This window comes from Acidimicrobiia bacterium (assembly GCA_035651955.1).
Lineage (GTDB): Bacteria > Actinomycetota > Acidimicrobiia > IMCC26256 > JAMXLJ01 > JAMXLJ01.
The window spans coordinates 1-23,680 of record DASRES010000090.1 but is presented as its reverse complement, the minus strand read 5'-3'; the positions used below and the strand labels follow the sequence as shown (position 1 = coordinate 23,680).

Genomic DNA, 23,680 nt, shown 5'->3' with positions numbered 1-23,680 from the left:
TTTGGGGCGTCGAACGCGACCGGTGATGGTAGCGCGACCCTCGTTGACCCGCAATTTTCCCGGATATCGTGCCCGCGATGGCCGAGGATCTCACGCAGCGCGCGCTCGACGTCCTCCTGGACCCCTCGCTCGAGCCGATCGTCGACATGGTGGCACGCCGGGTCGCGACGAACGCCGACGAGTACGAGGTCGCCGCGGCCGACGGCCGGGTCCGGTTCCGGCGGGTCGGGCCGGGCGTCGACGACTACGCGGTGACGGGTGTCGAGGGCCGCGACCCGCTCGCCGACCGGCACACCGACCGGTTCGTCGGCCTCGCCCACGAGCAGGCCTGCCGTCACCCGCACCGCAGCGCCAACGCGTACCCCTTCGCCTACGACCACGTCGCGCAGCTGTTCGACCATCCCGCCGCGCCCGACCTGTGCGTCGTCCACGCGGCGGCGCACAACTGGGCCGAGCAAGGTGGGCACCTGGGGGAGCACGGGTCGCTCGGCGTCGTGCAGGCGCGCGCGCCGTTCGTGCTCGCGGGGCGGGGTGTGCGCCGCAACGGGTTCGTCGCGCGCGCGGCGCGTCTCGTCGACGTCGCGCCCACCGTCGCGGCGCTTCTCGGGTGTGAGGCGCGCGCCGACGGCACGTACCTGAACGGCCAGGACGGCCGGGCGCTCGGCGAGCTCCTCGATCCCGACGCCGGTCGGCCGGTCCTCGTCGTCGGGTTCCTGTTCGACGGGACGAACGCGAACGTGCTCTACGACATGGTCCGCGGTGGTCACGCGCCGAACGTCGCGCGCCTCGTGGAGTCCGGATGCGCGCTCGAGCACGGTGCGTTCGCGGGTCTGCCGACGGTGACGCTCGCGAACCACACGTCGGTGATCACTGGGCGGCTGCCCGGTCATCACGGGATCCTGCACAACGCGTGGTTCGACCGCGCGCGCGGCGAGCAGGTGATCACGAACTCGTCGGCGACATGGCCGTGGGCGATGCGTCACGTCGTCGACGGCGTCGACTCGCTGCACCACGCGATCCATCGCCGCTGGCCGGACGCGTTCACGGCATCGGTCAACGAGCCGTGCGATCTCGGCGCCGACTACTCGACGTTCGACTTCTTCCGTCGCGGCGAGGTGCCGCCGATCCCTGCGTCACCCGACGGCCTGCCCCACACGACCGAGCGGTTCGTGCGCCCCTCGAAGGACTACTCGTGGTCGTCGGTCGTCGACCACATGGGCATCGACCAGGCCGTCGGCATCCTGGGCGGCGAGTACCGCGGCGTGACGTACCCGCGTCCGCGGTTCCTGTGGCTGAACTTCACGCTGACCGACGCCGCCATGCACGAGGGCGGCCCGTACTCGGAGATCGCGGCCGCCGGCGTGCGCGACTCGGACGCGCGGCTGGGCGCGGTGCTCGACGCCATCGACCGGGCCGGCATCTCCGACGACACCGCGTTCCTCCTCGTCGCCGACCACGGGATGGAGGAGACCGATCCCGCGGTGCGGGGAGACTGGGACGTCGCGCTGCGCGACGCGCAGATCCCGTTCCGCGACGAGGGCTACGGCTTCCTCTACCTCGGCGACGGCGCCGCGTGAAGGGCGACGAGCTCGTCACGCTCGACGACGTCCGCGCGTGCGCGCGCCTGCTCGACGGCGTGATCCGCGCGACGCCGGTCGACCGTCCGGCGTTCCTCTGCGAGATGGCCGGGCGACCCGTCGCGCTCAAGCACGAGGAGGTGCAGCGGACGGGCTCGTTCAAGGTCCGTGGTGCGTACTGCCGCATCGCCGCGATCCCGCGCGCCGAGCGCGCCGCCGGCGTCGTCGCCGCGAGCGCGGGGAACCACGCGCAGGGCGTCGCGCTCGCCGCGACGTCGCTCGGTGTCGAGGCGACCATCTTCATGCCGGACACCGCGCCGCTCCCCAAGCTCGATGCGACGCGCGCGTACGGCGCGCGCGTCGAGCTCGTCGCGGGCGGTCTCGCGGCAGCGATGCGCGCGGCGCTCGACGCGTCTCGCGAGAGCGGCGCGACGCTCGTGTCTCCCTTCGACGACCGCGCCGTGATCGCGGGTCAGGGGACCATCGGCGTCGAGCTCGCGCAGCAGGCGCCCGACGCCGAGACGGTCGTCGTACCGGTCGGTGGGGGCGGGCTCGTGAGCGGGATCGCCGTCGCGTGGAAGGCGCTCCGGCCGGGAACGCGCGTCGTCGGCGTCGAAGCGGCGGGTGCGACCGCCATGCAGGCGGCGCTGCAGGCCGGCCGGCCCGTCGAGCTCGCGGCGGTCAACACGATCGCCGACGGGATCGCGGTGCACGAGGTGGGCGACGTGACGCTCGCGCACGTCGACGCACTCGTGGACGACGTCGTCACCGTGACCGACGAGGAGATCGCGCGCACGATGCTGCTGCTCCTCGAACGGCGCAAGACCGTCGTCGAGCCCGCCGGCGCGTCGGCGCTCGCGGCGGTGCTGTCCGGCCGGATCGGCGGGAACCCGTCGTCGCCCGTGTGCGCGGTGCTGTCCGGCGGCAACGTCGACGCCGCACTGCTCGTCCGCCTCATCGAGCACGGTCTGTCGGCCGCCGGCCGGTACCTCGTCGTGCGCGTCGCGCTGAGCGACCGGCCCGGCGAGCTGCAACGCCTGCTCTCGGTGATCGCGCAACTGGGCCTCAACGTCGTCGACGTCGAGCACCACCGCAGCGGACCGGTGTTGCCCGTCCAGCAGGTCGAGGTCGACCTGACGCTCGAGACGCGCGACCCGCAGCACCGCGACGAGATCCTCGCGTCGCTGCGAAAGGCGGGCTACCGCGTCGAACCGAGGTGAGCCGCGCCGCTACTGCACCGTCAGGGCGACGACGCCGCCCGTCGTGCCGACGACGACGCGCCCGCCCGCCAGCACCGGCGACGCGAACCGCGTGACGTCGCCGACGCTCGCGCTCGCACGCTCGTGGCCCGTCGCCTCGTCGAGCGCGTGCAACACGCCGCTCGACGTGTCGAGCGTCCAGACCTCGCCACCACCGACGACGGGCGACCCGGAGATGCCGCGCGCCTGCCATGAGCGCGTGATCCGGCCGGGCTGCACGTCGACGCGCAGCACCCCGTCGCTGCACGGCACGAAGGCCGCACCCGCGTCGAACGCCATGCCGCCGAAGCTGCGGCACCCGTTGACGGTCGACAGCTGGCCGCCGATCCCGCCGAGCCGGGACGCGTCCAACAGGTAGACCTGCGAGCCCTTCCCGCCGATCAGCACGCGGTTCCCGGGTACGAGCAACGGTCCGGTGGACCCGAGGTCGGCGTCCTGCGCGTTCTCCGAGCCCCAGTTGCTCGGGGCGAAGAAGTCGAGACGCCGCGACAGGTCGGGCGCCAGCCGCAGCACCGAGTCGCTGCCGTCGTACGACCCGCCTGTGCTCGCCCCGTTCCCGACCGCGACGTAGATGGTCCCGTCCGCGGCCGCAGCCGGGCCGGACGCCGCCCAGATCCCGCCCTCACGTGACGTGGGGACCTCGTAGTGCGTGATCGTGCCCGAGCCGTCCGTCGCGAGCGCGGTCACGTAGCCGACGTAGTTGCCGCAGTCGCCGAACAACCCGCCGAACGCGACGTAGACGCGACCGTTGGCGACGAGCAACGCGGCACGCTGCTGCTCCGCACGCGGGTCGCGGTTCGTCACGTCGAGGTTGCGCGTGAAGCGCGTCGCGCCGTTCGTCGGGTCGAGCGCGTAGAGGTCGTGGCGTCCGCCCGCGGTCTCGGTCACGACGAACATGGAACGTGTCGCGTCGTCGTATGCGGGCGTCCCCGTGATGCCGAGCGGGTCGATGTCGCCGCACGGGAGATCCGACTGTCTGATCGGCGACGCCAGATGACGCATCCAACGCTGCGCGCCGCTCGACACGTCGAGCGCGTACACGGTGTCGTTCTCGGTCGCCACGATGACCTGGTCGCCGACGACGACCGGCTGCGCGTAGACCGCGCCGTCGAGCTTCACGTTCCACGCGCGCGGGAGACGTGTCGGCGCGGGGAAGCCGGGTACGAGGCCGTTGCGGTCGTTGGTGCGGTGGTACGTCGGCCAGAGTGGAGCCGATCCGGACGACGGCGCCGTCGTCGGGACGCCCGCACCCGAGCTCGTCGTCGTCGTGTCACGCGTCTCGGACGTGCTCGTCGACGCGCTCTTCGATCCTGACGAGCACGCCGCGGCACCGACGAGCGCGACGGCCGCGACGATGACGACCCCGAGTCTCCGCATCCGGGCGAACGGTACCCCCGTGACGACCGTTCGATGCCGTCACCACGCTGCGTGAACGCGCGCGATCGCGTCTCAAGGTGGGGACGACCGCGGCCGTTACTTGCACGAACCGCCGCCCGACGGTCGGGCGGCAGTGCCGGACAGGGAGGCACCCATGCGGCGGACCACCGCGTTCGCAGCCGTCGGAGTGGCGTTGGCGCTCGGCCTCGCCGCGTGTGGCGGGGGCAAGAGCACGGCCGAGAAGCTCGTGGACAAGGCGACGAACGGCAAGGTGAAGGTCAACGACAACGGCGTGACCGTGAACGACGGCAACGGGAACTCCGCGTCGTTCGGCGCGAGCACCGCGTTGCCGAAGGACTTCCCGACGAGCGACGTCCCGCTGCCGAAGGGCAAGGTCACCGGCGCGATCTCGACGACCGACAACGGCAAGGGCGCGTGGACCGTGACGATCGAGCCGAGCGGGTCGGTGTCGGACGCCCTGAGCTCGTACCGCTCCGCGCTCGAGTCCGCGGGCTACACGATCCAGGGCTCGTTCAACGCGGGGTCGGGCGACAGCTCGGTCAGCACGCTGAGCGCGGTCGGGACGAAGTACGACGTGAACGTCGGCGGCACCACGGGCAACAGCACGAACGGCATCGTCGTGACGGTCACGCCGCACGACCCGAGCAACGACACGACCACGTCGGCAGGCTCGTCGAACTGATCGACGGACGGGTGCTCAGTACCCGACCTCCCAGAGACACAGTCCGTGGGGCGGCGCGATCTGACCGGCCGCCCCACGATCGCGTCCTCGCATGATCGACAGCACGTCACCGGGGCGGAGCCGTCCGCGTCCGACGTCGACGAGGGTGCCGACGATCGAACGCACCATCTGCCAGCAGAACGCGCTGGCGCGCACCTCGTACACCAGCACGCCATCACCATCGTCGTTCCAGCGCGACGCGAGCACGCGTCTCACGGTCGACGACCCCTCGGGACCCTTCCGGCAGAACGCGGCGAAGTCGTGCTCGCCCAGGAACGGGTCCGCGCCCAGCCTCAGCAGCTTCAGGTCGAGCGGCTCGGCCACGCACCACGCATAGCGGGCGCGGAACGGGTCGGCGAACGGCCGGTTCACGATCGTGTAGCGGTACTCGCGCCAACGCGCCGAGTGTCGCGGATCGAACGACGCGTCGACGAGGTCCGCGTCGCGCACGACGAGCTCCGGTGCCAGCATCCCGTTGAGCGCGGACTGGACGCGCCACGGGTCGAGGCCCGCGCCGGCGTCGAACGTGACGACCTGGCCCCACGCGTGGACGCCGGCGTCGGTGCGCCCCGCGCACTGGAGCTCCACCGGATGGCGCACGACCTTCTCCAGCGCCTTGCGCAACGTGCCGCCGACCGTCCGCACATTGGGCTGCTCCGCGAACCCACGGAACCCCGTACCGTCGTACGCGACGACGAGCCGGCACTTGGCCGGCCCGTCGTGGGAGTCGAAGAGCGTCACCGAGGGTGCTACACGAGCTCGATGCGGGCCATCGGCGCGTTGTCGCCGGGGCGCGGCCCGAGCTTGAGGATGCGCAGGTACCCGCCGTTGCGGTCCGCGTAGCGCGGCGCGATCTCGGCGAAGAGCTTCTGGGTGACGTCCTTGTCGTGCAGGCGCGCGACGACCTGGCGCTGCTGGTGCACGCCACCTTTCTTCGCCTTGGTGATCAGCCGCTCCGCATACGGGCGCAACGCCTTTGCCTTCGGGACGGTCGTGACGATCGCCTCCGACGCGAACAGGTGCGCGGCGAGGTTGGCGAGCAGCAGTCGGTGGTGGCTCGGGCTGCCGCCGAAGCGCGGCCCCTTCTTCGGGGTCGGCATCCCTACTCCTTCACCCGCAGCGACAGGCCCCGCTCGTCGAGCTTCTGCAACACCTCTTCGAGCGACTTCGAGCCGAAGTTCGTGATCGCGAGCAGGTCGTCCTCGGTCTTCTGGACGAGCTGGCCGATCGTGTCGACCCGCGCCCGCTTGAGGCAGTTGCGCGGACGCTCGGACAGGTCGAGCTCCTCGATCGGCAGCTCGAGGTCGGGCGACGTCGCGGTCGCCGGCGACACCTCGCCGAGCTCGAGTCCACGGGGCTCGGCCGACAGCTCCGCGATCAGCCCGACCAGCCGCCCGAGCGTGTCGCCCGCGGAGGCGAGCGCGTCGCGCGGCGTGATCGACCCGTCGGTCTCGATCGTCAGCGTGAGCTTGTCGTAGTTCGTCGCCTGCTCGACACGGGTCGGCTCCACCCCGAACGCGACGCGCCGCACGGGCGAGAAGATGGCGTCGACGGGGATGACGCCGATCGGCGCGCCCGGTCGCTTCGTCTTCTCGGCGGACGCGTAGCCGCGACCCTGCTCGACCGTCAGGTCGAGACGCAGCGCGCCCTGGGCGTTCACGGCCGCGATGTGGAGATCGGGATTGAGGATCTCGACCTCGTTCGTGGTCTGGATGTCCCCCGCGGTGACGTCGGCCGGGCCGCGCACGTCGAGCCGCAGCGTCACGGGCTCCTCGGACGAGCACCGCAGCACGAGGTCCTTCAGGTTGAGGATGACGTCGGTGACGTCCTCCTTCACGCCCTTGATGACCGCGAACTCGTGCAGCGCGTCATCGAAGCGGACCTGCGTGACGGCCGCGCCGGGGATCGACGACAGCAACGTCCGCCGCAGGCTGTTGCCGAGCGTGTGACCGAAGCCCGGCTCCAGCGGCGCGATCACGAACTGTTGCGTGTTGCCGTCCGGCTCTCGGGACTCGATCTCGGGTCGTTGGATGATCAGCATCGTGCGCTCGCTTCTCGAATGTCAGAGGTCGTGAGGTCGTGTGGACGCGGCGCTCGTCACCGCGGGAGGCGGCCGGCTACTTCGAGTAGAGCTCGACGATGAGCTGCTCGCGCACCGGCACGTCGATCTGCTCCCGCAACGGGAGGTCGCGCACCGTCACGCGCATCTCGCCGGTGTCGAGCCACTGGGGCACCGCGCGGTCGAGCGTGTCGAGGTTGTGGCGCACGACGATCATCGAGCGCGCCTTGTCACGCAGCTCCACGACGTCGCCCTTGCGCAACCGGTACGACGGGATCGTGACGCGCTTGCCGTTCACGTTGACGTGCCCGTGGCGGACGAGCTGGCGGGCCTGGTTGCGGCTCGCGGCGAAGTTCGCGCGGTACACGACGTTGTCGATGCGCAGCTCGAGCATCCGCAGCAGGTTCTCGCCGGTGATGCCCTTCTGGCGGGCCGCCTCGTTGTAGAGGTTCTGGAACTGCTTCTCGAGCAGGCCGTAGATGCGGCGCGCCTTCTGCTTCTCGCGCAGCTGGAGCAGGTACTCGCTCTCGCGGATGCGACCGCGGCCGTGCATGCCCGGCGGGTACGGCCGGCGCTCGATCGGGCAGCGCATCGTGTCGCACTTCGCGCCCTTGAGGAACAGCTTCATCCGCTCGCGCCGGCACAGCCGGCAGACCGGTCCCGTGTAACGCGCCATCAGACCCTCCGGCGCTTCGGGGGACGGCAGCCGTTGTGCGGGATCGGGGTGACGTCCTTGATGCCGACGACCTCGATCCCCGTGTTCTGGATCGACCGGATCGCGGTCTCGCGCCCCGACCCGGGACCCTTCACCATGACGTCGACCTTGCGCACACCGTGCTCCATCGCGCGTCGCGCCGCGGTCTCCGCGGCCAGCTGCGCGGCGAACGGCGTGGACTTGCGCGAGCCCTTGAACCCGACGTTGCCCGACGACGCCCACGCGATCGTGTTGCCCTGCTGGTCGGCGATCGTGACGATCGTGTTGTTGAACGACGACTTGATGTGCGCGATGCCGTAGGCGATGTTCTTGCGTTCACGCCGCTTCGGGCGGCGTCCTCCTGCGGGTGGGCGAGCCACGGAATCCCCTTCTCGTACGGGTGAGCGGTGGCGCGGCGGGACGGGCCGCCGCACCGGCTACTTGCGGGCGCGCTTCTTGCCGGCGACGGTCTTCTTCGGGCCCTTGCGCGTGCGCGCGTTCGTCCGCGTCCGCTGTCCGCGCACGGGGAGGCCGCGGCGGTGGCGCAGGCCCGAGTAGCTGCCGATCTCCATCTTGCGCTTGATGTGCCCCTGCACCTCGCGGCGCAGGTCACCCTCGACCTTCAGGTTCTGATCGATCCACGACCGCAGCCGCGCGACCTCCTCGTCCGTGAGGTCGCGTACGCGCGTGTCGGCCGAGATGTTGTTCGCGTCGCACACGAGACGCGCGGTCGTACGGCCGATGCCATAGATGTAGGTGAGCGAGATCTCGAGGCGCTTCTCGCGGGGGACGTCGACTCCTGCGATGCGGGCCATGGCGTGACGAACCCCCTAACCCTGGCGCTGCTTGTGGCGCGGGTTGACGCAGATCACCCGCACCGAGCCGTGACGGCGGATGACCTTGCACTTCTCGCACATCTTCTTGACGGACGGGCGGACCTTCATGACGCTCCGACTGCTTCGGCCGCTACTTGTAGCGGTAGGTGATGCGACCACGGCCGAGGTCGTAGGGCGTGAGCTCCACTTGCACCCTGTCGCCGGGCAGGATCCGGATGTAGTTCATCCGCATCTTCCCGGAGATGTGCGCGAGCACCTTGTGGCCGTTCTCCAGCTCGACTCGGAACATCGCGTTCGGCAGCGGCTCGACGACCGTCCCCTCGACGAGGATCGTGTCGTCCTTGGGCTTCGCCAGGGTGCACCACCTGCAACAACAGGGCGCGCGAAATACGCGCCAGGGACCACGGGGCCGACCGAACAGGATACACGCAGGTCACCCGGGACAGAAATCTGGAGGGTGACGCGGGTTGCTGAGACGCGTCGTGCAGCGTGAGCCACTGTTGGCAGGGCGCCGCTTGCCACCGGTCCAGCCCGCCCCGCTCCGACTCCGGGGCGGCGCAAGTGTCATGGCAGGGTCAGGACTTCCGGGCCGTGGTCGGTCACCGCGACGGTGTGCTCGAAGTGGGCGGAGCGGCGGCCGTCGGCCGTCACGACCGCCCAGCCGTCGTCGAGCGTCCTGGTCGCGGCGCCACCCGCGTTGACCATCGGCTCGATGGCGAGCACGAGGCCCTCCTTGAGCTTGAGCCCCCGGCCGGGTGGGCCGTAGTTCGGGACGTGGGGCTCCTCGTGCATCGCGGTGCCGATCCCGTGCCCGACGTACTCCCGCACGACCGTGAACCCGGCCGCCTCCGCGACACCCTCCACGGCCGCACCGATGTCCGAGAGGCGGTTGCCCGCGAGGACCTGCTCGATGGCGGCGTCGAGCGAGTGGCGCGTCACGTCGATGAGCCGGTGCGACTCGTCGTCGACGTCGCCGATCGGGATCGTGAGCGCGGCGTCCGCGTGCCAACCCTCGATGATCGCCCCGCAGTCGATCGACAGGATGTCGCCCTCGCGCAGCGTGTAGCCGTCGGGGATCCCGTGGACGATCACGTCGTTCGGCGACGTGCAGATCACCGCGGGGAAGCCGTGGTAGCCGAGGAAGTTCGAGCGTGCGCCACGCCGGTCGAGCACGTCGCGCGCGACCTGGTCGACCTCGGCGGTCGTGACGCCGGGCTTCGACGCGCGCGCGCATTCCTCGTGCATCTCCGCGACGACCCTCCCGGCCCGCCGCATTAGCGCGATCTGCTCCCGGCTCTTGCGCGTGATCACCGCTTCACCCCGGACGTCGCTCGTCGACGATCTTCACGACCCGCTCGAACACCTCGTCACCGGTCCCGACGCCGTCGACGACCGCCAGCTTGGTCTGGTCGCGGTAGTAGTCGAGGACGGGGACGGTCTCCGTCTCGTACAGCTCGAGCCGGCGGAGGATCGCCTCCTCGGTGTCGTCGTCGCGCTGGACGACCTCGCCGCCGCACACGTCGCAGACCCAGGGTCGCGACGGCGGCATGTCGAGGTGGTACACCGCGCCGCACCGGCTGCAGACGCGGCGTCCGGCGAGGCGCTCGAGCACGATGTCGCGCGGGACGTCGAGGTCGACGGCCAGGTCGAGGGGCAGCCCGTCGAGCACCCGGTCGAGCTCCTCGGCCTGGTACCGGTTGCGCGGGAACCCGTCGAGCACGAACCCACCCGGGAGCGGGCTGCCGTCGGCCGTGAACCGCTCCTCGATCAGCCCGACCACGGTCTCGTCGGGCACGAGGTCGCCCCGATCCATGTACTCCTTCGCGCGGATCCCGAACGGCGTGCCCGCGTGTGCCGCGGCACGGAACAGGTCGCCGGTCGACAGGTGCACGATGCGGTAGTGCTCCGCGACGCGCGCGGCCTGCGTCCCCTTGCCGGCACCCTGCTTGCCGAGCATGACCAGCCGCGGGCCCTGGCTCATCGTGCGGTCGCCCTCTGCCCCGGTCGCGGTGCGCGAACGCGCCCGCTCAGGTCAGGAACCCTTCGTAGTTCCGCATCATCAGCTGGCTGTCGATCTGTTTCATCGTCTCGAGCGCGACACCGACGATGATCAGGATGGCAACCCCGCCGAAGGGGAACTGTTGGATGTTCCAGAGCGCGATGACGAGCAGCGGCAGAACGGCGATGAACGCGAGGAACAACGATCCCGGCAGGTTGATCCGGTTCAGGACCTTCGCGAGATACCGCTCCGTCGGCGGTCCCGGTCTGATGCCGGGGATGAACCCGCCTTGCTTTCGGATGATGTCTGCCTGTTGCTGCGGGTTGAACGCGATCGCCGTGTAGAAGTACGCGAAGAAGATGATCAGCAGCGCGTAGCACCCGATGTAGAACCAGCTCTGACGCTGGATGAGCTGGTCGTTGACGAACTTCTGGAAGCCCTTCCACGGGCTGGCGCTCGCGATCAACGCCGGGAACGCGAGCACGGAGCTCGCGAAGATCGGCGGGATCACCCCCGACTGGTTCACCTTCAGCGGGATGTACGTGCTCTGGCCGCCGTACATGCGACGGCCGACGACGCGCTTCGCGAATTGGACGGGGATGCGACGCTGCCCCGACTCCACGAAGACGATGCCGACGATCATCCCGATGCCGATGATGCAGATCACCGAGAACTGGAACTTGCTGCCCTGCGAGAACAGCTGACTTCCCTGCGCGGGAAGGCGCGACACGACGGACGCGAAGATCAGGATCGACATCCCGTTCCCGATCCCGCGCTGCGTGATGAGCTCGGCGAGCCACATGACCATCGCGGTGCCGGCCGTCCAGGTGAGGATGATCAGGATCGCCCGCGGTGCGTTGAACCCGGGGATCATGTCCTTGCCCTGGAAGCCGACGAAGCCGAGCAGTCCGCTCGAGCCCTGGTGGAGGCTGAACACCCAGCCGGTCGCCTGGATCACCGCGAGACCGACGGTGAGGTACCGGGTCCACTGGGTGATCTTCTTCTGGCCGGTCTGGCCCTCGTTCTGCCACTCCTCGAGCTTGGGGATCACCACGCCGAGGAGCTGCATGATGATCGACGCGGTGATGTACGGCATGATGCCGAGGAAGAACACCGCGACGTTCGTGAGCGCGCCGCCCGAGAACAGGTCGAGGAAGCCGACGACACCGCTGTTCTTCGACTGGTGCTCGAGGTTCTTGATCTGCTGGAAGTCGACGTAGGGGACCGGGATGTGCGTCCCGATCCGGTAGATCGCGACGATCAGCAGCGTGAAGAGGATCTTCTTCCGCAGGTCGGGCACCCGGAACATGTTCCGGAGGCGGGAGAGCATGGGGTGCGCCGTCCTCCTCGGTCGCTAGGGAAGGCTGCTCAGGTTACCGGTTCATCAGGGCATTGCCCCGGGCAGGTGGACGGCCCGTCCGGTACGGCAGCGGCAGAGTCTCCGTGGTTCCCCCGGCGGCCTCGATCGCCCTGGTCGCGGCGGCCGAGAAGGCGTGCGCACGCACAGTCAGCGGCTTCGTCAGCTCACCGCGGCCGAGCACCTTCACCAACCCGTGCTTGTGCACCAGCCCCCGCGCTCGCAGCGCGTCCGGGTCGATCGTGCTCGACGCGTCGAACGCCTCGAGCGTGTCGAGGTTGACGACGCTGTACTCGATGCGGAACGGGTTCTTGAACCCCTTCGCCTTCGGCGTGCGCCGCATGAGGGGGGTCTGACCACCCTCGAACCCCGGCTTCACGGTGTCGCGCGCGCCCTGTCCCTTCATGCCGCGGCCCGCGGTCTTGCCTCCCTTGCCCGCGATGCCGCGGCCGACACGACGGCGCGGCCGGCGCGAACCCTCCGGCGGCTTCAGGTCGTGGACCTTCACGAGATCTCCTCCACGCGCACGAGATGCGGGACCCGGGCGAGCATCCCCCGGATCTCGGGACGGTCGGCGTGCTCGACGGTGTGGTCGATGCGCTTCAGGCCGAGGGCACGGATCGTGCCGCGCTGCTTCGGCTTCACGCCGATGACGGAACGGACGAGCGTGACGCGCAGCTTCGCGGCCATGTCACGCGACCTCGGTCGGCTCGGCCTTGCGCGTCGCGGCGTCGCGGTACGCGCGCAGCATCCCGGGTGCGGAGACCTCTTCCGCCGACTTGCCGCGCAGCTTCGCGACCTCGTCGGGCCGGCGGAGGCCGCGGAGGCCCTCGATCGTCGCTCGTGACACGTTGATCGCGTTCGACGACCCGAGGGACTTCGCCAGCACGTCGCGCACGCCGGCCGCCTCGAGGATCGCCCGCGCCGCGCCACCCGCGATGACACCGGTACCGGGCGCCGCCGGTTTGAGCAGGACGCGCGCGGCGTCGTGCTCGCCGAGGATCGTGTGGGTGATCGTGGAGCCGGCGATCGGCACAGCGAAGAGGTTCTTGCGCGCCTCCTCCATCCCCTTCTGGATCGCGGCCGGGACCTCCTTCGCCTTGCCGTAGCCCAGCCCGACGTTCCCGTTGCCGTCACCGACCACGACGAGCGCGGTGAAGGAGAAGCGCCGGCCGCCCTTGACGACCTTCGCCACGCGGTTGATCGCGATCACGCGCTCTTCGTACTGGCCTTCAGGCATGACTACCTCTCGGAAGCGTTCAGAAGCGGAGCCCGGCTTCGCGCGCGCCGGACGCGACGCCGGCCACACGACCGTGGAAGCGGAAGCCCCCGCGGTCGAAGACGACGCTCTCGATCCCGGCTGCCCGCGCGCGCTCACCGACGAGCTTGCCCACGGTCGTGGCGGCGTCGACCGTGCCGGTCGAGCCGTCGCGCAGGTCGGCCTCGACGGTCGAGGCAGCCGCGAGCGTACGGCCACTCACGTCGTCGACGACCTGCGCGTAGATGTGACGGTTGGAGCGGAACACCGACAGACGCGGCCGCTCGGCGGTGCCGCGCACCTTCTTGCGCACCCTGCGGTGACGCCGCTCCCGGCTGAGCTGTCGACTGACAGGCATCGCTCTCGTCCCCGGTTCCTCGGTTACTTGGCGCTCTTGCCGGCCTTGCGCAGGACACGCTCGCCGGCGTAGCGGATGCCCTTGCCCTTGTACGGCTCGGGCTTGCGGATCTTGCGGATGTCGGCCGCGACCTGGCCGACCAGCTGCTTGTCGAACCCACGGACGGCGATGCGCGTCGGGCTCGGCACCTCGAACGTCACACCCTCCGGCGCGCGCACCGGGACGGGGTGCGAGTACCCGACCTGGAGCTCGATCCGGTCCGGGCCCTGTCCCGTCGCGCGGTAGCCGACGCCGACGATCTCGAGCTCGCGTACGAAGCCCTCCGACACGCCGACGACCATGTTGTTGACGAGCGAGCGAGTCAGCCCGTGCAGCGCGCGGTGCTCGCGCTCGTCGTCCGGGCGCGTGACGATCAGCTCGTCGCCCTCACGCGCCACCGTGATGCCCTCGGGCGCGTCGAGCTCGAGCGATCCTCTCGGACCCTTCACCGCGACGTGACCGTCCGCGATCGTCACGTCGACGCCGGACGGGATCGGGATGGGCTTCTTGCCGATGCGGGACATGCGAACGCTCGCTATCTCGATTGGTCGACTTCGCTTCGGCCTCCCGGGCTCCGCCCAGGCCTCCGCTTCGTCTCCTTTACCAGACGTGACAGAGGATCTCGCCGCCGACGCGACGCTCCCGCGCCTCGCGGTCGGTCATCAGACCCTGGTTGGTGGACAGCACCGCGATCCCCATGCCACCGAGGACACGGGGAACCTTCTCGGCCTTCGTGTAGACGCGCAGGCCGGGCTTCGACACGCGCTTGATGCCCGAGATCGTGCGGCGACGGTCCGGCGTGTACTTCATGTCGATGACGAGTCGCCGGCCCGGGCGGGTCGGGTCGTCCTCGACACGGAAGTCCTCGATGTAGCCCTCGCTCTTGAGGATGCCGGCAAGTGCCTCCTTCAGCTTCGACGACGGCATCGCGCAGTCGTCGTGGAAGGCGGTGTTCGCGTTGCGGATCCGGGTGAGCATGTCGGCGATCGGGTCGGTCATCGTCATCGCCTCACCCCCTCACCACGACGCCTTGGTGACACCGGGGACCTCGCCGAGGTGCGCGAGCTCGCGCAGGCAGATCCGGCACAGGCCGAACTTCCGGTAGACGGAGCGCGATCGGCCGCAGCGGCGACACCGCGTGTACGAGCGCACCTTGAACTTCGGTGCGCGCCGCTGCTTCTCGATCAATGCCTTCTTCGCCAATGCACTACCCCTGCGTCTGGCCGGGACGGCGGAACGGGAAGCCGAGCGCCCGGAGCAGCGCGCGGCCCTCGTCGTCCGTGCGCCCGGTCGTCACGATCGTGACGTCCATGCCGCGCACGGTGTCGATCTTGTCGTAGTCGATCTCCGGGAAGATCAGCTGCTCGGTGATGCCGAACGTGTAGTTGCCCCGCCCGTCGAACGAGTCGGGGTTCATCCCGCGGAAGTCACGGATGCGGGGGATCGCGACGCTCACGAGTCGGTCGTAGAACTCCCACATCCGGTCGCCGCGCATCGTGACCTTCACGCCGATCGCGTTGCCTTCGCGGAGCTTGAACCCCGCGATGGACTTCTTCGCGCGAGTTACCGCCGGTTTCTGCCCGGTGATGACGGTGAGGTCGTTGATCGCGCCGTCGAGGAGCGACGACTGCTGGGTGGCGCGACCCACGCCGCAGTTCACGACGATCTTCTCGAGCCGCGGCACCTGCATGACGTTCCCGAGCGACAGCTCGGACTGCAGCTGCCCACGCAGCTCCTCGAGGTAGCGCGTCTTGAGCCGCGGCACGGGGCGCGCCGGTGCGGGCGCGGCCATCAGACGTCACCTCCGCACTTCCTGCACACGCGGACCTTGTTGCCCTCGTCGTCGACGCGGTACCCGACTCGGGTCGGACCGCACGACGAGCACACGAGTGCGACGTTCGAGATGTCGATCGGCATGTCCTTGTCGATGATCCCGCCCTGCATCGTCGCCCGCGTCGCGCGCTGGTGACGCTTGGCGATGTTCACGCCCTCGACGATGACGCGGCGGTGGTCCGGCAGGACGCGGGTGACCTCGCCCTCCTTGCCGATGTCCTTGCCCTTCAACACGCGGACCCGGTCACCCTTGTGGATCTTCAGCTTCGCCGTGCTCTTCACGGTTAGAGCACCTCCGGTGCGAGCGAGACGATGCGCATGAACCGGCGGTCGCGCAGCTCGCGCCCGACCGGTCCGAAGATGCGCGTCCCGCGCGGTTGCATCTGGTCGTTGATGAGGACGGCTGCGTTCTCGTCGAAGCGGATGTAGCTGCCGTCCGCGCGACGCTTCTCCTTCTTCGTTCGCACGACGACGCACTTCACGACGTCGCCCTTCTTGACCGCGGCCCCCGGGACGGCGTCCTTCACGGTCGCGACGAACACGTCGCCGATGCCTGCGTAGCGGCGGCGGGTTCCCCCGAGGACCTTGATGCAGAGCACCTCCTTGGCCCCGGAGTTGTCGGCCACCTTGAGTCGTGACTCCTGCTGGATCAATGTCTTCTCGCTCGCTCAGTCACTGCAGGGCTCCGGTGTTCGCCTTGCTCGACGCGTATCCATCGCTCGCTGGCGAGTGCCCTGCGCTCGCTGCCGCTCGCTTCGGGCACCGCACGGTGTGAACGCTGCGCTCCATCTACCGCGCCCGCTCGAGGACCTCGACGAGGCGCCAGCGCTTCGTGCGCGACAGCGGACGCGTCTCCGCGACACGGACCCGGTCGCCCTGGCGCGCGTCATTCGTCTCGTCGTGGACGTACAGCTTCCGCGTGCGCTGCACGGTCTTGCGGTAGCGCCGGTGCTGCACACGGTCGACGACCGCGACGACGAGCGTCTTGTCCATCTTGGTGGAAACGACGAGGCCTTCACGGACCTTGCGTCCGTTGGCGCGCGTCTCCGCCTGCGTGGTGTCGTCGGCCATCGCCTACTCCTCGCCCTGCTCGGCCTCGGCGGCCTCGATCTCTCGCGCGCGCAGGAACGTCAGCAGCCGCGCGATGTCGCGCCGCACCTCGCGCAGCCGCGAGGTGTTGTCGAGCTGACCCGTCGCGTTCTGGAACCGGAGGTTGAAGTGCTCTTCGCGCGCCTCGGCGAGACGCGCGAGCAACGCGTCGTCGTTCAGCTCGCGCAGCTCTTTCGCCTTCGCCATCGCTACACCTCTTCGTGGCGCAGCACGAAGCGCGACTTGATCGGGAGCTTGTGCATCGCGAGCCGCATCGCCTCGCGCGCCGTGTTCTCGGGGACACCGGACAGCTCGAACATGACGCGTCCCGGCTTCACGACCGCGACCCAGTGCTCGGGGTTGCCCTTCCCCGACCCCATGCGCGTCTCGGCCGGCTTCTGCGTGACGGGCTTGTCCGGGAAGATGTTGATCCACACCTTCCCGCCGCGCTTGATGTAGCGGGTCATCGCGATACGAGCGGCCTCGATCTGGCGGTTGGTGATCCAGCCCGGCTCGAGGGCCTGGATGCCGTAGTCGCCGAAGTTGACGCGCGTGCCGCCCTTGGCGGCGCCGTCCATGCGGCCCCGCTGCACCTTCCGATGACGAACCTTCCGCGGCATCAACATCAGAACGAATCTCCGTGCTAGAGGCACGACCGACAGGCGGACGGGTCTCCCGGCCGCCGGGCCGTGCCGTTGGTCGCCCGTCGCGGCGAGCTTGCGAGCGCGGCAGAGAACATGGTCAGTCTTCGTCTCCCCTGAAGTGCGGGGTCTCGTGGTGCTGGCGCGTGCGGCGCTCGATCTCCTCCTCCTCGGCGAGGAGCCGTTCGAGCTCGGGGTCCGCCTCCTTCACGAGGGCGGCGGTCTCGTCGGCCGCGCCCTCCTCGGGCGCGCCACCCTCGGCGGGTTGTGCCTGCGCGGCCGCAGCACGACGGCGTCCCCCGCCCGCGCTCACGACCCGCCGGCCGGGTCCTTGACCGGACGTCTCGCCGACGGCCATCGCCGCCTCGCGCGAGATCTTCTCCTCGGCCGCGGACTTGTACGGGAGGATGTCGCCCTTGTAGATCCACACCTTCACGCCGATGCGGCCGAACGTCGTACGCGCCTCGGCCTGGCCGTAGTCGATGTCGGCGCGCAGCGTGTGGAGCGGAACGCGACCCTCGCGGTACCACTCCTTTCGCGACATCTCCGCCCCGCCGAGCCGACCGCTGCACTGCACGCGGATCCCCTGCGCGCCGGCCTTCATCGCCGTCTGCACGGCGCGCTTCATCGCCCGCCGGAACGAGACACGACCGGCGAGCTGATCGGCGACGCCCTGCGCGATGAGGTTGGCATCGAGCTCGGGCTGCTTGATCTCCTGGATGTTCAGCTGGATCTTGGGATTGCCGGTGATCTTCAGCAGACCGGCGCGCAGCCGGTCGGCCTCGGCGCCGCGCCGGCCGATGACGATGCCCGGCCGCGCGGTGTACAGATCGACGCGCAACCGGTCGCGCGTGCGCTCGATCTCGATCCGGCTCACTGCCGCGCGCTCCAACTGCTTGCGCAGGTAGTCGCGGACCTTCCAGTCCTCGACGAGCGCGTCGGTGTAGGCCTCGTCCTCGGCGAACCACCGCGACTTCCAGTCGGTCGTCACGCCGAGACGGAAGCCGTACGGGTTGACCTTCTGACCCATGGCTACGCCTCTTCTTCCGTCTCGTCTGCGGACGCGCCCGCCTCGGTCTCGGCGTCCCCGACCGCCTCGAGCTGCTCGCTCTCCTCGGCGCCGGTCTCCTCCGTGCCCGTCTCGTCGCTGCCGGTCTCGTCGCTGCCGGTCTCATCGCTGCGGGTCTCGTCGCTGCCGGTCTCTGGCGTCTCGCCGACCGGGGTCTCCTCGACCGGGGTCTCGACGCCCTCGGTCGCCTCCGTGGTCTCGACCTCCTCGGTCGCCGCGGCCTCGCGCTGCGGACGGCGGCGGCGCTGCACGCGACGGCGACGGTCCGGCACACGACCCGACGCGGCATCGCGACGCGCGCGCTCCTGCAGCTGCTCGTCGCTGTAGCGCGCGACGACGACGGTGACGTGGCTCGTCCGCTTGCGGATGCGCGTCCCGCGACCGCGCGCTCGTGGCCGCCAGCGCTTCTGTGTCGGCCCCTCATCGGCCCACGCTCGCGACACGTACAGCTCGTCGGCAGGCAGGTGGTCGTTCTCCTCCGCGTTGGCGATCGCGGAGTCGAGGAGCTTCAGCACCTCGTCGGCCGCGTCACGCCCGCACAGCTGCAGCTGCTGGCGCGCCTCGCCCACCTCGACGCCGCGGATCAGGTCGAGGACGGCGCGCACCTTGTACGGCGACGTCGGGGAGTAGCGGAGTGTTGCGCGTGTCTCAGGCACCGTCGACACCCCTCATCGCCGGCTCGAGCGCTCTTGGCCGGCGTGGTACCGGAACGTGCGCGTCGGCGCGAACTCGCCGAGCTTGTGGCCGACCATCGCCTCGGTCACGTAGACGGGGACATGCTTGCGGCCGTCGTGCACCGCGAGCGTGTGGCCGACCATCTCGGGCGTGATGGTCGAACGGCGCGACCACGTCTTGATGACGCGACGCTCGCCGCTGGCGTTCATCCGCTCGACCTTCACGCGCAGGTGCTCGTCGACGAACGGACCCTTCTTCAGACTGCGCGGCATCGACTACCTCCGAGCGCCGCGACCACGACGACGACGCACGATCAACTTGTCCGACGGCTTGCCCCGACGGCGCGTCCGCCCTTCGGGCTTGCCCCACGGGGATACGGGGTGCCGGCCGCCCGAGCTCTTCCCCTCGCCGCCACCGAGCGGGTGGTCGACCGGGTTCATCGCGACACCGCGCACGTGCGGGCGCTTGCCCTTCCACCGCGCCCGGCCGGCCTTGCCGACGGAGACGAGCGCGGCCTCGGTGTTGCCGACCTGTCCGATCGTCGCGCGGCAGTCGATCGGGACACGCCGCATCTCCGTCGACGGGAGTCGCAGCGTCGCGAACTGACCTTCCTTCGCGACGAGCTGGACGGACGCGCCCGCGCCGCGCGCGAGCTTGCCACCGGCGCCCGGCTTCAGCTCGACGTTGTGGACCGTCGTGCCGACCGGGATGTAGCGCAACGGCATCGCGTTGCCGGGCCGGATCTCCGACCCCTGACCGCTCTGCAACATGTCGCCGACGGCGACCTGCGCGGGAGCGAGGATGTAGCGCTTCTCGCCGTCGCGGTAGTGCAGCAGCGCGATGCGCGCGTTGCGGTTGGGGTCGTACTCGATCGCCGCGACCTTCGCCGGCACGCCGTCCTTGTCGCGACGGAAGTCGACGACGCGGTAGCGCTGCTTGTGCCCACCGCCGCGGTGGCGCGACGTCATCCGCCCGTATCCGTTGCGGCCGCCCGTCTTCGGCTTCGGCTTCGTGAGCGACTTCTCCGGACGGTCCTTCGTGACCTCGGCGAAGTCCGACACGGTCTGGAAGCGGCGTCCCGCGCTCGTCGGCTTGCGCTTGCGGATCGGCATCGTCAGCTCCCGAAGATCTCGATCCGGTCGCCCGGGGCGAGCGACACGACGGCACGCTTCTGATCGGGGCGCTTCCCCCACGTCCCGGTGCGCCGGTTGCGCTTGCGCTTCCCGGCCCGGTTCATGGTGTTCACGTTCGTGACATGGACGCCGAAGATGGACTCGACCGCCTGCTTGATCTCGATCTTGTTGGCGTCGGGCGCGACGAGGAACGTGTAGACGTTCTCGTCGTACGCCGCGTACGACTTCTCCGACACGACGGGCCGGATGATCACGTTGCGCGGGTCGCGGCCGTTCATTCCGCGTCCTCCGGGTCGTTCGTCGCGTCCTCTGCCCGACCGGACAGCCGCGCGACCGTCGTGTCGAGCGTCGCCCGGCTGAAGACGAGCCGGTCACTCACGAGGACGTCGTAGGTGTTCAGCTCCTCGGGCAGCACGATCGCCACGCGCTCGCCGAGGTTGCGGAACGACTTCCACGCCGCCTCCTCGTGCCGAGCGAGCACGAGCAGGACACGCTCCTCGCGGCCATCGCCGCCGCGCAGGCCGAGCGCCTCGAGCACGCGAACAGCATCCTTCGTGCGCGGCGCGTCGATCCCCCACTCGTCGACGACCGTGATGCGCCCGTCGGCGGCGCGGTCGGACAGCGCGGAGCACAACGCGAGCCGGATCATCTTCTTGGGCGTCCGCTGCCGGTAGTCACGCGGCTTCGGGCCGTGCGCGATGCCACCGCCGCGCCAGTGCGGCGCGCGGATCGATCCCTGCCGTGCCCGGCCGGTGCCCTTCTGCCGCCACGGCTTCGAGCCACCGCCCGCCACCTCGGCGCGCGTGCGCGTGCTGTGCGTGCCGGAGCGCGCGGCCGCGAGCTGCGCGGTGACGACCTGGTGCATGACGGCGACGTTCGGCTCGATGCCGAACAGCGCGTCGGGGACGTCGACCGTGCCGGCATCGTCGCCGGTCGCCTGCTTCACCGTGATGGTCGCCATCACTGCGCTCCCGCGTTCGCGCGCTTCACCGCGTCGCGGACGAACACGAGGCCGCCCGTCGGACCGGGGACGGAGCCGCGGACGAGCAGGAGGCCGCGCTCGGCGTCACCCTCCACGACCTGCAGGTTGAGCGTGGTCACCCGCTCGTGGCCGTACTGCCCGGCCATCCGCGTGCCCTTGAACACGCGTGCCGGTGTCGCGCACGCACCGATCGAGCCGGGCGCGCGGTGCTTCTTGTGGTTGCCGTGCGACGCGCCCTGGCCCTTGAAGTTGTGCCGCTTCATCGGGCCGCTGAACCCCTTGCCCTTCGAGATGCCCGTGACGTCGACACGGTCGCCGGCCCCGAAGAGATCCGCGCGCACGACCTGACCGACCTCGAACGCGGACAGGTCGTCGACGCGCAGCTCCGCGAGGTGCGGGCTCGGGTCGACGCCCGCCTTGCGCAGGTGACCGAGCTCGGGCTTGTTCAACCGGCGTGCCTTCACCTCGCCGAACGCGAGCTGCACCGCCGAGTACCCGTCGCGCTCGGGTGTCTTGAGCTGCACGACGCGACACGGCCCCGCCGCGATGACGGTGACGGGCACGATCCGATTGTCGGCGTCCCAGAGCTGGGTCATTCCCAGCTTGCGCCCGAGGATCCCTTTGGTGGCCATGAGAGGCGTCTTTCCCCTGAGCCGGCGTGAGGCCTGTGCTCACGCGAACGCTCCGCGGGGAAGGATCCCGGCGGAGCGTGGTTCGGTTGTGCTGCGCTGTCCCGCGAGCGCGGCAGGCGCAGACGTCGATTGGTGAGCCCAGAGATCCTAACGGATCCCGGGGCCCGAGGCGAAACGCCCGGACGCCGTCGTTCGGGACGCGGCAGGCTGACGACCCGCCGCGCCGTCGAGGAGGAACCGATGCCCCGCGCCCGTGTTGCGACCGTCGTCGCGGTGCTCGCCATCGTCACCGCGGCGTGCAGCGGCGGAGGGTCCGCGCGCGCGGAGAGCGGCGCGAAGCAGCCCCGGCCCGAGACGTTCACGGGGCCGCTCGACGCGTTCTACCGCGTGCCGAAGCCGCTGCCGCGGGGGCTACCCGGGCAGCTGATCCGCGTCGAGGACCTGGGCGTGCGCTCGGGCGCGCGCACATACCGCGTCATGTACCACTCGCTCGACGTCCGTCATCACGACCGTGCCGTCACGGGCGTCGTCACCGTACCGACCGGCCCCGCACCCGCCGGCGGGTGGCCGGTGGTGTCGTGGGCACACGGCACGACGGGACTCGCGTCGCCGTGCGCGCCGTCGCGCTCGGGAACGCCCGCGCCGGCGTTCGGCGTACGCGGCGTGGCGGTCGCGACCGACTACATCGGCCTCGGCCCGACCGGCGAACGCCACCCGTACCTCTCCGGGCCCGACGAGGCGCACAGCGTGATCGACGCGGTGCGCGCCGCCCGCGCGCTGCCCGGCTCGCACGCAGGAACGCGTTGGCTCGCGATCGGCCATTCCCAGGGTGGCCACGCCGCGCTCTTCACGAACCAGCTCGCGGCGTCGTACGCGCCCGAGCTGCACCTGCTCGGGACGGTCTCGCTCGCGCCGGCCGCCGAGCTCGCGGGCACCTTCGGCCCGGCCGACCAGATCGTCCCCCGCATCGTCGGCGTCATGGCGCTCTACGGGCTCGCGGCCGACCATCCGCAGGTGAAGCCGCGCGACTACGTGAGCAGCGAGGTCGCGGCACGCGACGCCGTCATCGACACCGGGTGCCTCGACCGGATCACCGCCGCGTTCGTGCCGATCCCCGCCGACTCCTTCTACCGGGTGTTCCCGCTCGACAAGGAGCCCGCCCGCTCGGTCATCCTCGCCAACGATCCCGGCCACGTCGCGAGCCCGTCACCGCTGCTCCTCGTCTCGGGCACCGCCGACACCTACGTCGTCGAGCCCAGGGTCGACGCGCTGATGCAACGCCTCTGCAGCGTGGGCCAGGTCACCCAACGCCTCGACCTACCAGGAGCCAACCACGGCACCGAGGTCGCGACCGCGACACCGCAGATCACGCAGTGGTTCGATCAACGCTTGTCAGGCGCGCCATCCGTGAACAACTGCAGACACTGACGCCGAACCCGTCACCCGACGTAACGCGACCCGGCGAGGTAACGCGCGCCAAGCGGCGGGAGTGTCGGTCGCCGGCCGGTTGCGTGCGCAGGCGGGAGACCGAGCGCAGCGAGAGGCTCCCGCCGCGCCCCTACACCTGTTGCAGCTTGATCTCGATGTCGACGCCCGCCGGGAGGTCGAGGCGCTGCAACGACTCGACCGTCTTCGTCGTCGGTTCGACGATGTCGATCAGCCGCTTGTGGATCCGCATCTCGAAGTGCTCGCGCGAGTCCTTGTCGACGTGAGGGCCGCGCACGACGCAGTAGCGGTGGATCTCGGTCGGCAACGGCACCGGGCCGCGCACCTTCGCCTGGGTGCGCACGACCGTCTCGACGATCTTCTTGGTCGACTGGTCGATGATCTCGTGATCGTAGGCCTTGAGCCGGATCCGGATCTTCTGGCCCTTCGCGTCAGGCATGACAGCCGCGTTCCGTTCGCGTCGAGGTGAGCAGAGCGCCCGAGGCTACTTGATGATCTTGGTGACGCGGCCGGCGCCGACGGTGCGGCCGCCTTCGCGGATCGCGAAGCGGAGGCCTTCTTCCATGGCGATGGGGGCGATGAGCTCGACGGTCATCTCGGTGTTGTCACCGGGCATGACCATCTC

Annotated in this window: 36 protein-coding genes and 2 pseudogenes; 4 read left to right on the top strand and 34 right to left on the bottom strand. The window is 70.2% G+C overall.

Features of this window, described 5'->3' with window-relative positions:
- The first annotated feature begins 77 nt into the window (after positions 1 to 77).
- Both VFC33_19920 and ilvA read left to right on the top strand, forming a co-directional pair.
- Positions 78 to 1,577 carry an alkaline phosphatase family protein gene (locus VFC33_19920; GenBank protein HZR15511.1) on the top strand — a complete coding sequence of 500 codons (1,500 nt, stop codon included), beginning with the start codon at positions 78 to 80 and terminating at the stop codon, positions 1,575 to 1,577.
- Positions 1,574 to 2,797 carry a threonine ammonia-lyase gene (gene ilvA / locus VFC33_19915; protein HZR15510.1) on the top strand — a complete coding sequence of 408 codons (1,224 nt, stop codon included), beginning with the start codon at positions 1,574 to 1,576 and terminating at the stop codon, positions 2,795 to 2,797. Before VFC33_19920 ends, ilvA begins: the two co-directional genes overlap by 4 nt.
- A 9-nt stretch (positions 2,798 to 2,806) precedes the next feature.
- Here the strand turns inward: ilvA and VFC33_19910 are convergent, their stop codons facing one another.
- Positions 2,807 to 4,213, bottom strand: a complete 1,407-nt coding sequence (locus VFC33_19910) for a PQQ-binding-like beta-propeller repeat protein (protein ID HZR15509.1) — start codon at positions 4,211 to 4,213, stop codon at positions 2,807 to 2,809.
- A gap of 154 nt (positions 4,214 to 4,367) precedes the next feature.
- On the opposite strand from VFC33_19910, the gene VFC33_19905 reads away from it, so the two are divergent.
- Positions 4,368 to 4,916 (top strand): hypothetical protein, encoded by a 549-nt coding sequence (locus VFC33_19905; protein HZR15508.1) that lies wholly within the window; start codon positions 4,368 to 4,370, stop codon positions 4,914 to 4,916.
- A 15-nt stretch (positions 4,917 to 4,931) separates the two neighbouring features.
- Here VFC33_19905 and truA read toward each other — a convergent pair whose 3' ends face one another.
- From truA to rplC, 31 genes and pseudogenes are all read right to left on the bottom strand, one after another.
- Entirely contained in the window at positions 4,932 to 5,696 is a 765-nt protein-coding gene (truA, locus tag VFC33_19900; protein ID HZR15507.1) for a tRNA pseudouridine(38-40) synthase TruA, read from the bottom strand.
- A gap of 11 nt (positions 5,697 to 5,707) precedes the next feature.
- Positions 5,708 to 6,055: pseudogene (rplQ, locus tag VFC33_19895) on the bottom strand (50S ribosomal protein L17).
- A gap of 2 nt (positions 6,056 to 6,057) precedes the next feature.
- Entirely contained in the window at positions 6,058 to 6,996 is a 939-nt protein-coding gene (locus VFC33_19890) for a DNA-directed RNA polymerase subunit alpha (GenBank protein ID HZR15506.1), read from the bottom strand.
- A 76-nt stretch (positions 6,997 to 7,072) separates the two neighbouring features.
- Complete coding sequence (gene rpsD / locus VFC33_19885; GenBank protein HZR15505.1) at positions 7,073 to 7,690, bottom strand: 30S ribosomal protein S4; 618 nt, start codon at positions 7,688 to 7,690, stop codon at positions 7,073 to 7,075.
- Positions 7,690 to 8,088, bottom strand: coding sequence for a 30S ribosomal protein S11 (rpsK, locus tag VFC33_19880; GenBank protein HZR15504.1), 399 nt, complete (start codon positions 8,086 to 8,088; stop codon positions 7,690 to 7,692). Before rpsK ends, rpsD begins: the two co-directional genes overlap by 1 nt.
- Positions 8,089 to 8,145: 57 nt before the next feature.
- Complete coding sequence (gene rpsM / locus VFC33_19875) at positions 8,146 to 8,523, bottom strand: 30S ribosomal protein S13 (protein ID HZR15503.1); 378 nt, start codon at positions 8,521 to 8,523, stop codon at positions 8,146 to 8,148.
- Between the two features lie 15 nt (positions 8,524 to 8,538).
- Positions 8,539 to 8,652, bottom strand: coding sequence for a 50S ribosomal protein L36 (gene rpmJ, locus VFC33_19870; protein ID HZR15502.1), 114 nt, complete (start codon positions 8,650 to 8,652; stop codon positions 8,539 to 8,541).
- A gap of 22 nt (positions 8,653 to 8,674) precedes the next feature.
- Positions 8,675 to 8,899, bottom strand: a complete 225-nt coding sequence (infA, locus tag VFC33_19865; protein ID HZR15501.1) for a translation initiation factor IF-1 — start codon at positions 8,897 to 8,899, stop codon at positions 8,675 to 8,677.
- Positions 8,900 to 9,108: 209 nt separating this feature from the next.
- Positions 9,109 to 9,855, bottom strand: a complete 747-nt coding sequence (gene map / locus VFC33_19860; GenBank protein ID HZR15500.1) for a type I methionyl aminopeptidase — start codon at positions 9,853 to 9,855, stop codon at positions 9,109 to 9,111.
- A 4-nt stretch (positions 9,856 to 9,859) separates the two neighbouring features.
- On the bottom strand, positions 9,860 to 10,525 hold the full coding sequence (locus VFC33_19855) for an adenylate kinase (GenBank protein ID HZR15499.1): 666 nt from the start codon (positions 10,523 to 10,525) through the stop codon (positions 9,860 to 9,862).
- 46 nt (positions 10,526 to 10,571) lie between these two features.
- Positions 10,572 to 11,873, bottom strand: coding sequence for a preprotein translocase subunit SecY (secY, locus tag VFC33_19850; GenBank protein HZR15498.1), 1,302 nt, complete (start codon positions 11,871 to 11,873; stop codon positions 10,572 to 10,574).
- A gap of 43 nt (positions 11,874 to 11,916) precedes the next feature.
- Positions 11,917 to 12,408, bottom strand: a complete 492-nt coding sequence (gene rplO, locus VFC33_19845; GenBank protein HZR15497.1) for a 50S ribosomal protein L15 — start codon at positions 12,406 to 12,408, stop codon at positions 11,917 to 11,919.
- Positions 12,405 to 12,590 (bottom strand): 50S ribosomal protein L30, encoded by a 186-nt coding sequence (rpmD, locus tag VFC33_19840; protein HZR15496.1) that lies wholly within the window; start codon positions 12,588 to 12,590, stop codon positions 12,405 to 12,407. Before rpmD ends, rplO begins: the two co-directional genes overlap by 4 nt.
- A gap of 1 nt (position 12,591) precedes the next feature.
- Positions 12,592 to 13,140: a 30S ribosomal protein S5 gene (gene rpsE, locus VFC33_19835; protein HZR15495.1), complete on the bottom strand. Its 549-nt coding sequence runs from the start codon at positions 13,138 to 13,140 to the stop codon at positions 12,592 to 12,594.
- A gap of 19 nt (positions 13,141 to 13,159) precedes the next feature.
- Entirely contained in the window at positions 13,160 to 13,516 is a 357-nt protein-coding gene (rplR, locus tag VFC33_19830) for a 50S ribosomal protein L18 (protein ID HZR15494.1), read from the bottom strand.
- Positions 13,517 to 13,539: 23 nt separating this feature from the next.
- On the bottom strand, positions 13,540 to 14,079 hold the full coding sequence (gene rplF, locus VFC33_19825; protein HZR15493.1) for a 50S ribosomal protein L6: 540 nt from the start codon (positions 14,077 to 14,079) through the stop codon (positions 13,540 to 13,542).
- Between the two features lie 76 nt (positions 14,080 to 14,155).
- Complete coding sequence (rpsH, locus tag VFC33_19820) at positions 14,156 to 14,560, bottom strand: 30S ribosomal protein S8 (protein ID HZR15492.1); 405 nt, start codon at positions 14,558 to 14,560, stop codon at positions 14,156 to 14,158.
- Positions 14,561 to 14,572: 12 nt separating this feature from the next.
- Positions 14,573 to 14,758: a type Z 30S ribosomal protein S14 gene (locus VFC33_19815; GenBank protein HZR15491.1), complete on the bottom strand. Its 186-nt coding sequence runs from the start codon at positions 14,756 to 14,758 to the stop codon at positions 14,573 to 14,575.
- A gap of 4 nt (positions 14,759 to 14,762) precedes the next feature.
- Positions 14,763 to 15,347 carry a 50S ribosomal protein L5 gene (gene rplE, locus VFC33_19810; GenBank protein ID HZR15490.1) on the bottom strand — a complete coding sequence of 195 codons (585 nt, stop codon included), beginning with the start codon at positions 15,345 to 15,347 and terminating at the stop codon, positions 14,763 to 14,765.
- Positions 15,347 to 15,670 (bottom strand): 50S ribosomal protein L24, encoded by a 324-nt coding sequence (gene rplX / locus VFC33_19805; GenBank protein ID HZR15489.1) that lies wholly within the window; start codon positions 15,668 to 15,670, stop codon positions 15,347 to 15,349. Before rplX ends, rplE begins: the two co-directional genes overlap by 1 nt.
- 2 nt (positions 15,671 to 15,672) lie before the next feature.
- Complete coding sequence (rplN, locus tag VFC33_19800) at positions 15,673 to 16,041, bottom strand: 50S ribosomal protein L14 (GenBank protein ID HZR15488.1); 369 nt, start codon at positions 16,039 to 16,041, stop codon at positions 15,673 to 15,675.
- A gap of 136 nt (positions 16,042 to 16,177) precedes the next feature.
- Positions 16,178 to 16,459 carry a 30S ribosomal protein S17 gene (gene rpsQ, locus VFC33_19795; GenBank protein HZR15487.1) on the bottom strand — a complete coding sequence of 94 codons (282 nt, stop codon included), beginning with the start codon at positions 16,457 to 16,459 and terminating at the stop codon, positions 16,178 to 16,180.
- A 3-nt stretch (positions 16,460 to 16,462) separates the two neighbouring features.
- Positions 16,463 to 16,684, bottom strand: a complete 222-nt coding sequence (rpmC, locus tag VFC33_19790; GenBank protein ID HZR15486.1) for a 50S ribosomal protein L29 — start codon at positions 16,682 to 16,684, stop codon at positions 16,463 to 16,465.
- Between the two features lie 2 nt (positions 16,685 to 16,686).
- Positions 16,687 to 17,103 (bottom strand): 50S ribosomal protein L16, encoded by a 417-nt coding sequence (gene rplP / locus VFC33_19785; protein HZR15485.1) that lies wholly within the window; start codon positions 17,101 to 17,103, stop codon positions 16,687 to 16,689.
- 424 nt (positions 17,104 to 17,527) lie between these two features.
- A pseudogene (rpsC, locus tag VFC33_19780) lies at positions 17,528 to 18,148 on the bottom strand (30S ribosomal protein S3).
- 2 nt (positions 18,149 to 18,150) lie between these two features.
- Positions 18,151 to 18,843 (bottom strand): 50S ribosomal protein L22, encoded by a 693-nt coding sequence (gene rplV / locus VFC33_19775; protein HZR15484.1) that lies wholly within the window; start codon positions 18,841 to 18,843, stop codon positions 18,151 to 18,153.
- Between the two features lie 12 nt (positions 18,844 to 18,855).
- A complete protein-coding gene (gene rpsS, locus VFC33_19770; GenBank protein ID HZR15483.1) occupies positions 18,856 to 19,134 on the bottom strand; it encodes a 30S ribosomal protein S19 in 279 nt (92 codons plus the stop codon).
- A gap of 3 nt (positions 19,135 to 19,137) precedes the next feature.
- Positions 19,138 to 19,974, bottom strand: a complete 837-nt coding sequence (gene rplB, locus VFC33_19765; GenBank protein ID HZR15482.1) for a 50S ribosomal protein L2 — start codon at positions 19,972 to 19,974, stop codon at positions 19,138 to 19,140.
- A 2-nt stretch (positions 19,975 to 19,976) separates the two neighbouring features.
- A complete protein-coding gene (gene rplW, locus VFC33_19760; GenBank protein HZR15481.1) occupies positions 19,977 to 20,273 on the bottom strand; it encodes a 50S ribosomal protein L23 in 297 nt (98 codons plus the stop codon).
- Positions 20,270 to 20,956, bottom strand: a complete 687-nt coding sequence (gene rplD / locus VFC33_19755; protein HZR15480.1) for a 50S ribosomal protein L4 — start codon at positions 20,954 to 20,956, stop codon at positions 20,270 to 20,272. The genes rplW and rplD overlap by 4 nt, the downstream gene beginning before the upstream one ends.
- The gene (gene rplC, locus VFC33_19750) at positions 20,956 to 21,609 is read right to left on the bottom strand and encodes a 50S ribosomal protein L3 (GenBank protein ID HZR15479.1); all 654 of its coding nucleotides are present in this window, start codon (positions 21,607 to 21,609) and stop codon (positions 20,956 to 20,958) included. The genes rplD and rplC overlap by 1 nt, the downstream gene beginning before the upstream one ends.
- A gap of 240 nt (positions 21,610 to 21,849) precedes the next feature.
- On the opposite strand from rplC, the gene VFC33_19745 reads away from it, so the two are divergent.
- A complete protein-coding gene (locus VFC33_19745) occupies positions 21,850 to 23,037 on the top strand; it encodes a lipase family protein (protein HZR15478.1) in 1,188 nt (395 codons plus the stop codon).
- Positions 23,038 to 23,167: 130 nt separating this feature from the next.
- Here VFC33_19745 and rpsJ read toward each other — a convergent pair whose 3' ends face one another.
- Together rpsJ and tuf are read right to left on the bottom strand one after the other, a co-directional pair.
- Complete coding sequence (gene rpsJ, locus VFC33_19740) at positions 23,168 to 23,494, bottom strand: 30S ribosomal protein S10 (protein HZR15477.1); 327 nt, start codon at positions 23,492 to 23,494, stop codon at positions 23,168 to 23,170.
- A 45-nt stretch (positions 23,495 to 23,539) separates the two neighbouring features.
- Positions 23,540 to 23,680, bottom strand: a 141-nt coding sequence (gene tuf, locus VFC33_19735; protein ID HZR15476.1) for an elongation factor Tu, incomplete at its 5' end; no start/stop codon positions are given.

Bases quoted from the DNA above. Each gene is read 5' to 3' on its own strand.
- VFC33_19890 (HZR15506.1), bottom strand. From the start codon at position 6,996: ATGCTGATCATCCAACGACCCGAGATCGAGTCCCGAGAGCCGGACGGC.
- rpsJ (HZR15477.1), bottom strand. From the start codon at position 23,494: ATGCCTGACGCGAAGGGCCAGAAGATCCGGATCCGGCTCAAGGCCTAC.
- rpmC (HZR15486.1), bottom strand. From the start codon at position 16,684: ATGGCGAAGGCGAAAGAGCTGCGCGAGCTGAACGACGACGCGTTGCTC.
- VFC33_19745 (HZR15478.1), top strand. From the start codon at position 21,850: ATGCCCCGCGCCCGTGTTGCGACCGTCGTCGCGGTGCTCGCCATCGTC.
- rpsH (HZR15492.1), bottom strand. From the start codon at position 14,560: ATGACGATGACCGACCCGATCGCCGACATGCTCACCCGGATCCGCAAC.
- rpsS (HZR15483.1), bottom strand. From the start codon at position 19,134: ATGCCGCGCAGTCTGAAGAAGGGTCCGTTCGTCGACGAGCACCTGCGC.
- rplE (HZR15490.1), bottom strand. From the start codon at position 15,347: ATGGCCGCGCCCGCACCGGCGCGCCCCGTGCCGCGGCTCAAGACGCGC.
- rplP (HZR15485.1), bottom strand. From the start codon at position 17,103: ATGTTGATGCCGCGGAAGGTTCGTCATCGGAAGGTGCAGCGGGGCCGC.
- rplR (HZR15494.1), bottom strand. From the start codon at position 13,516: ATGCCTGTCAGTCGACAGCTCAGCCGGGAGCGGCGTCACCGCAGGGTG.
- rpsE (HZR15495.1), bottom strand. From the start codon at position 13,140: ATGCCTGAAGGCCAGTACGAAGAGCGCGTGATCGCGATCAACCGCGTG.
- VFC33_19920 (HZR15511.1), top strand. From the start codon at position 78: ATGGCCGAGGATCTCACGCAGCGCGCGCTCGACGTCCTCCTGGACCCC.
- rpsD (HZR15505.1), bottom strand. From the start codon at position 7,690: ATGGCGCGTTACACGGGACCGGTCTGCCGGCTGTGCCGGCGCGAGCGG.
- rpsQ (HZR15487.1), bottom strand. From the start codon at position 16,459: ATGGCCGACGACACCACGCAGGCGGAGACGCGCGCCAACGGACGCAAG.
- rplB (HZR15482.1), bottom strand. From the start codon at position 19,974: ATGCCGATCCGCAAGCGCAAGCCGACGAGCGCGGGACGCCGCTTCCAG.
- rplD (HZR15480.1), bottom strand. From the start codon at position 20,956: ATGGCGACCATCACGGTGAAGCAGGCGACCGGCGACGATGCCGGCACG.
- secY (HZR15498.1), bottom strand. From the start codon at position 11,873: ATGCTCTCCCGCCTCCGGAACATGTTCCGGGTGCCCGACCTGCGGAAG.
- VFC33_19905 (HZR15508.1), top strand. From the start codon at position 4,368: ATGCGGCGGACCACCGCGTTCGCAGCCGTCGGAGTGGCGTTGGCGCTC.
- rpmD (HZR15496.1), bottom strand. From the start codon at position 12,590: ATGGCCGCGAAGCTGCGCGTCACGCTCGTCCGTTCCGTCATCGGCGTG.
- VFC33_19855 (HZR15499.1), bottom strand. From the start codon at position 10,525: ATGAGCCAGGGCCCGCGGCTGGTCATGCTCGGCAAGCAGGGTGCCGGC.
- rpmJ (HZR15502.1), bottom strand. From the start codon at position 8,652: ATGAAGGTCCGCCCGTCCGTCAAGAAGATGTGCGAGAAGTGCAAGGTC.
- rpsM (HZR15503.1), bottom strand. From the start codon at position 8,523: ATGGCCCGCATCGCAGGAGTCGACGTCCCCCGCGAGAAGCGCCTCGAG.
- rplC (HZR15479.1), bottom strand. From the start codon at position 21,609: ATGGCCACCAAAGGGATCCTCGGGCGCAAGCTGGGAATGACCCAGCTC.
- rplF (HZR15493.1), bottom strand. From the start codon at position 14,079: ATGTCCCGCATCGGCAAGAAGCCCATCCCGATCCCGTCCGGCGTCGAC.
- rplW (HZR15481.1), bottom strand. From the start codon at position 20,273: ATGAACGGCCGCGACCCGCGCAACGTGATCATCCGGCCCGTCGTGTCG.
- VFC33_19910 (HZR15509.1), bottom strand. From the start codon at position 4,213: ATGCGGAGACTCGGGGTCGTCATCGTCGCGGCCGTCGCGCTCGTCGGT.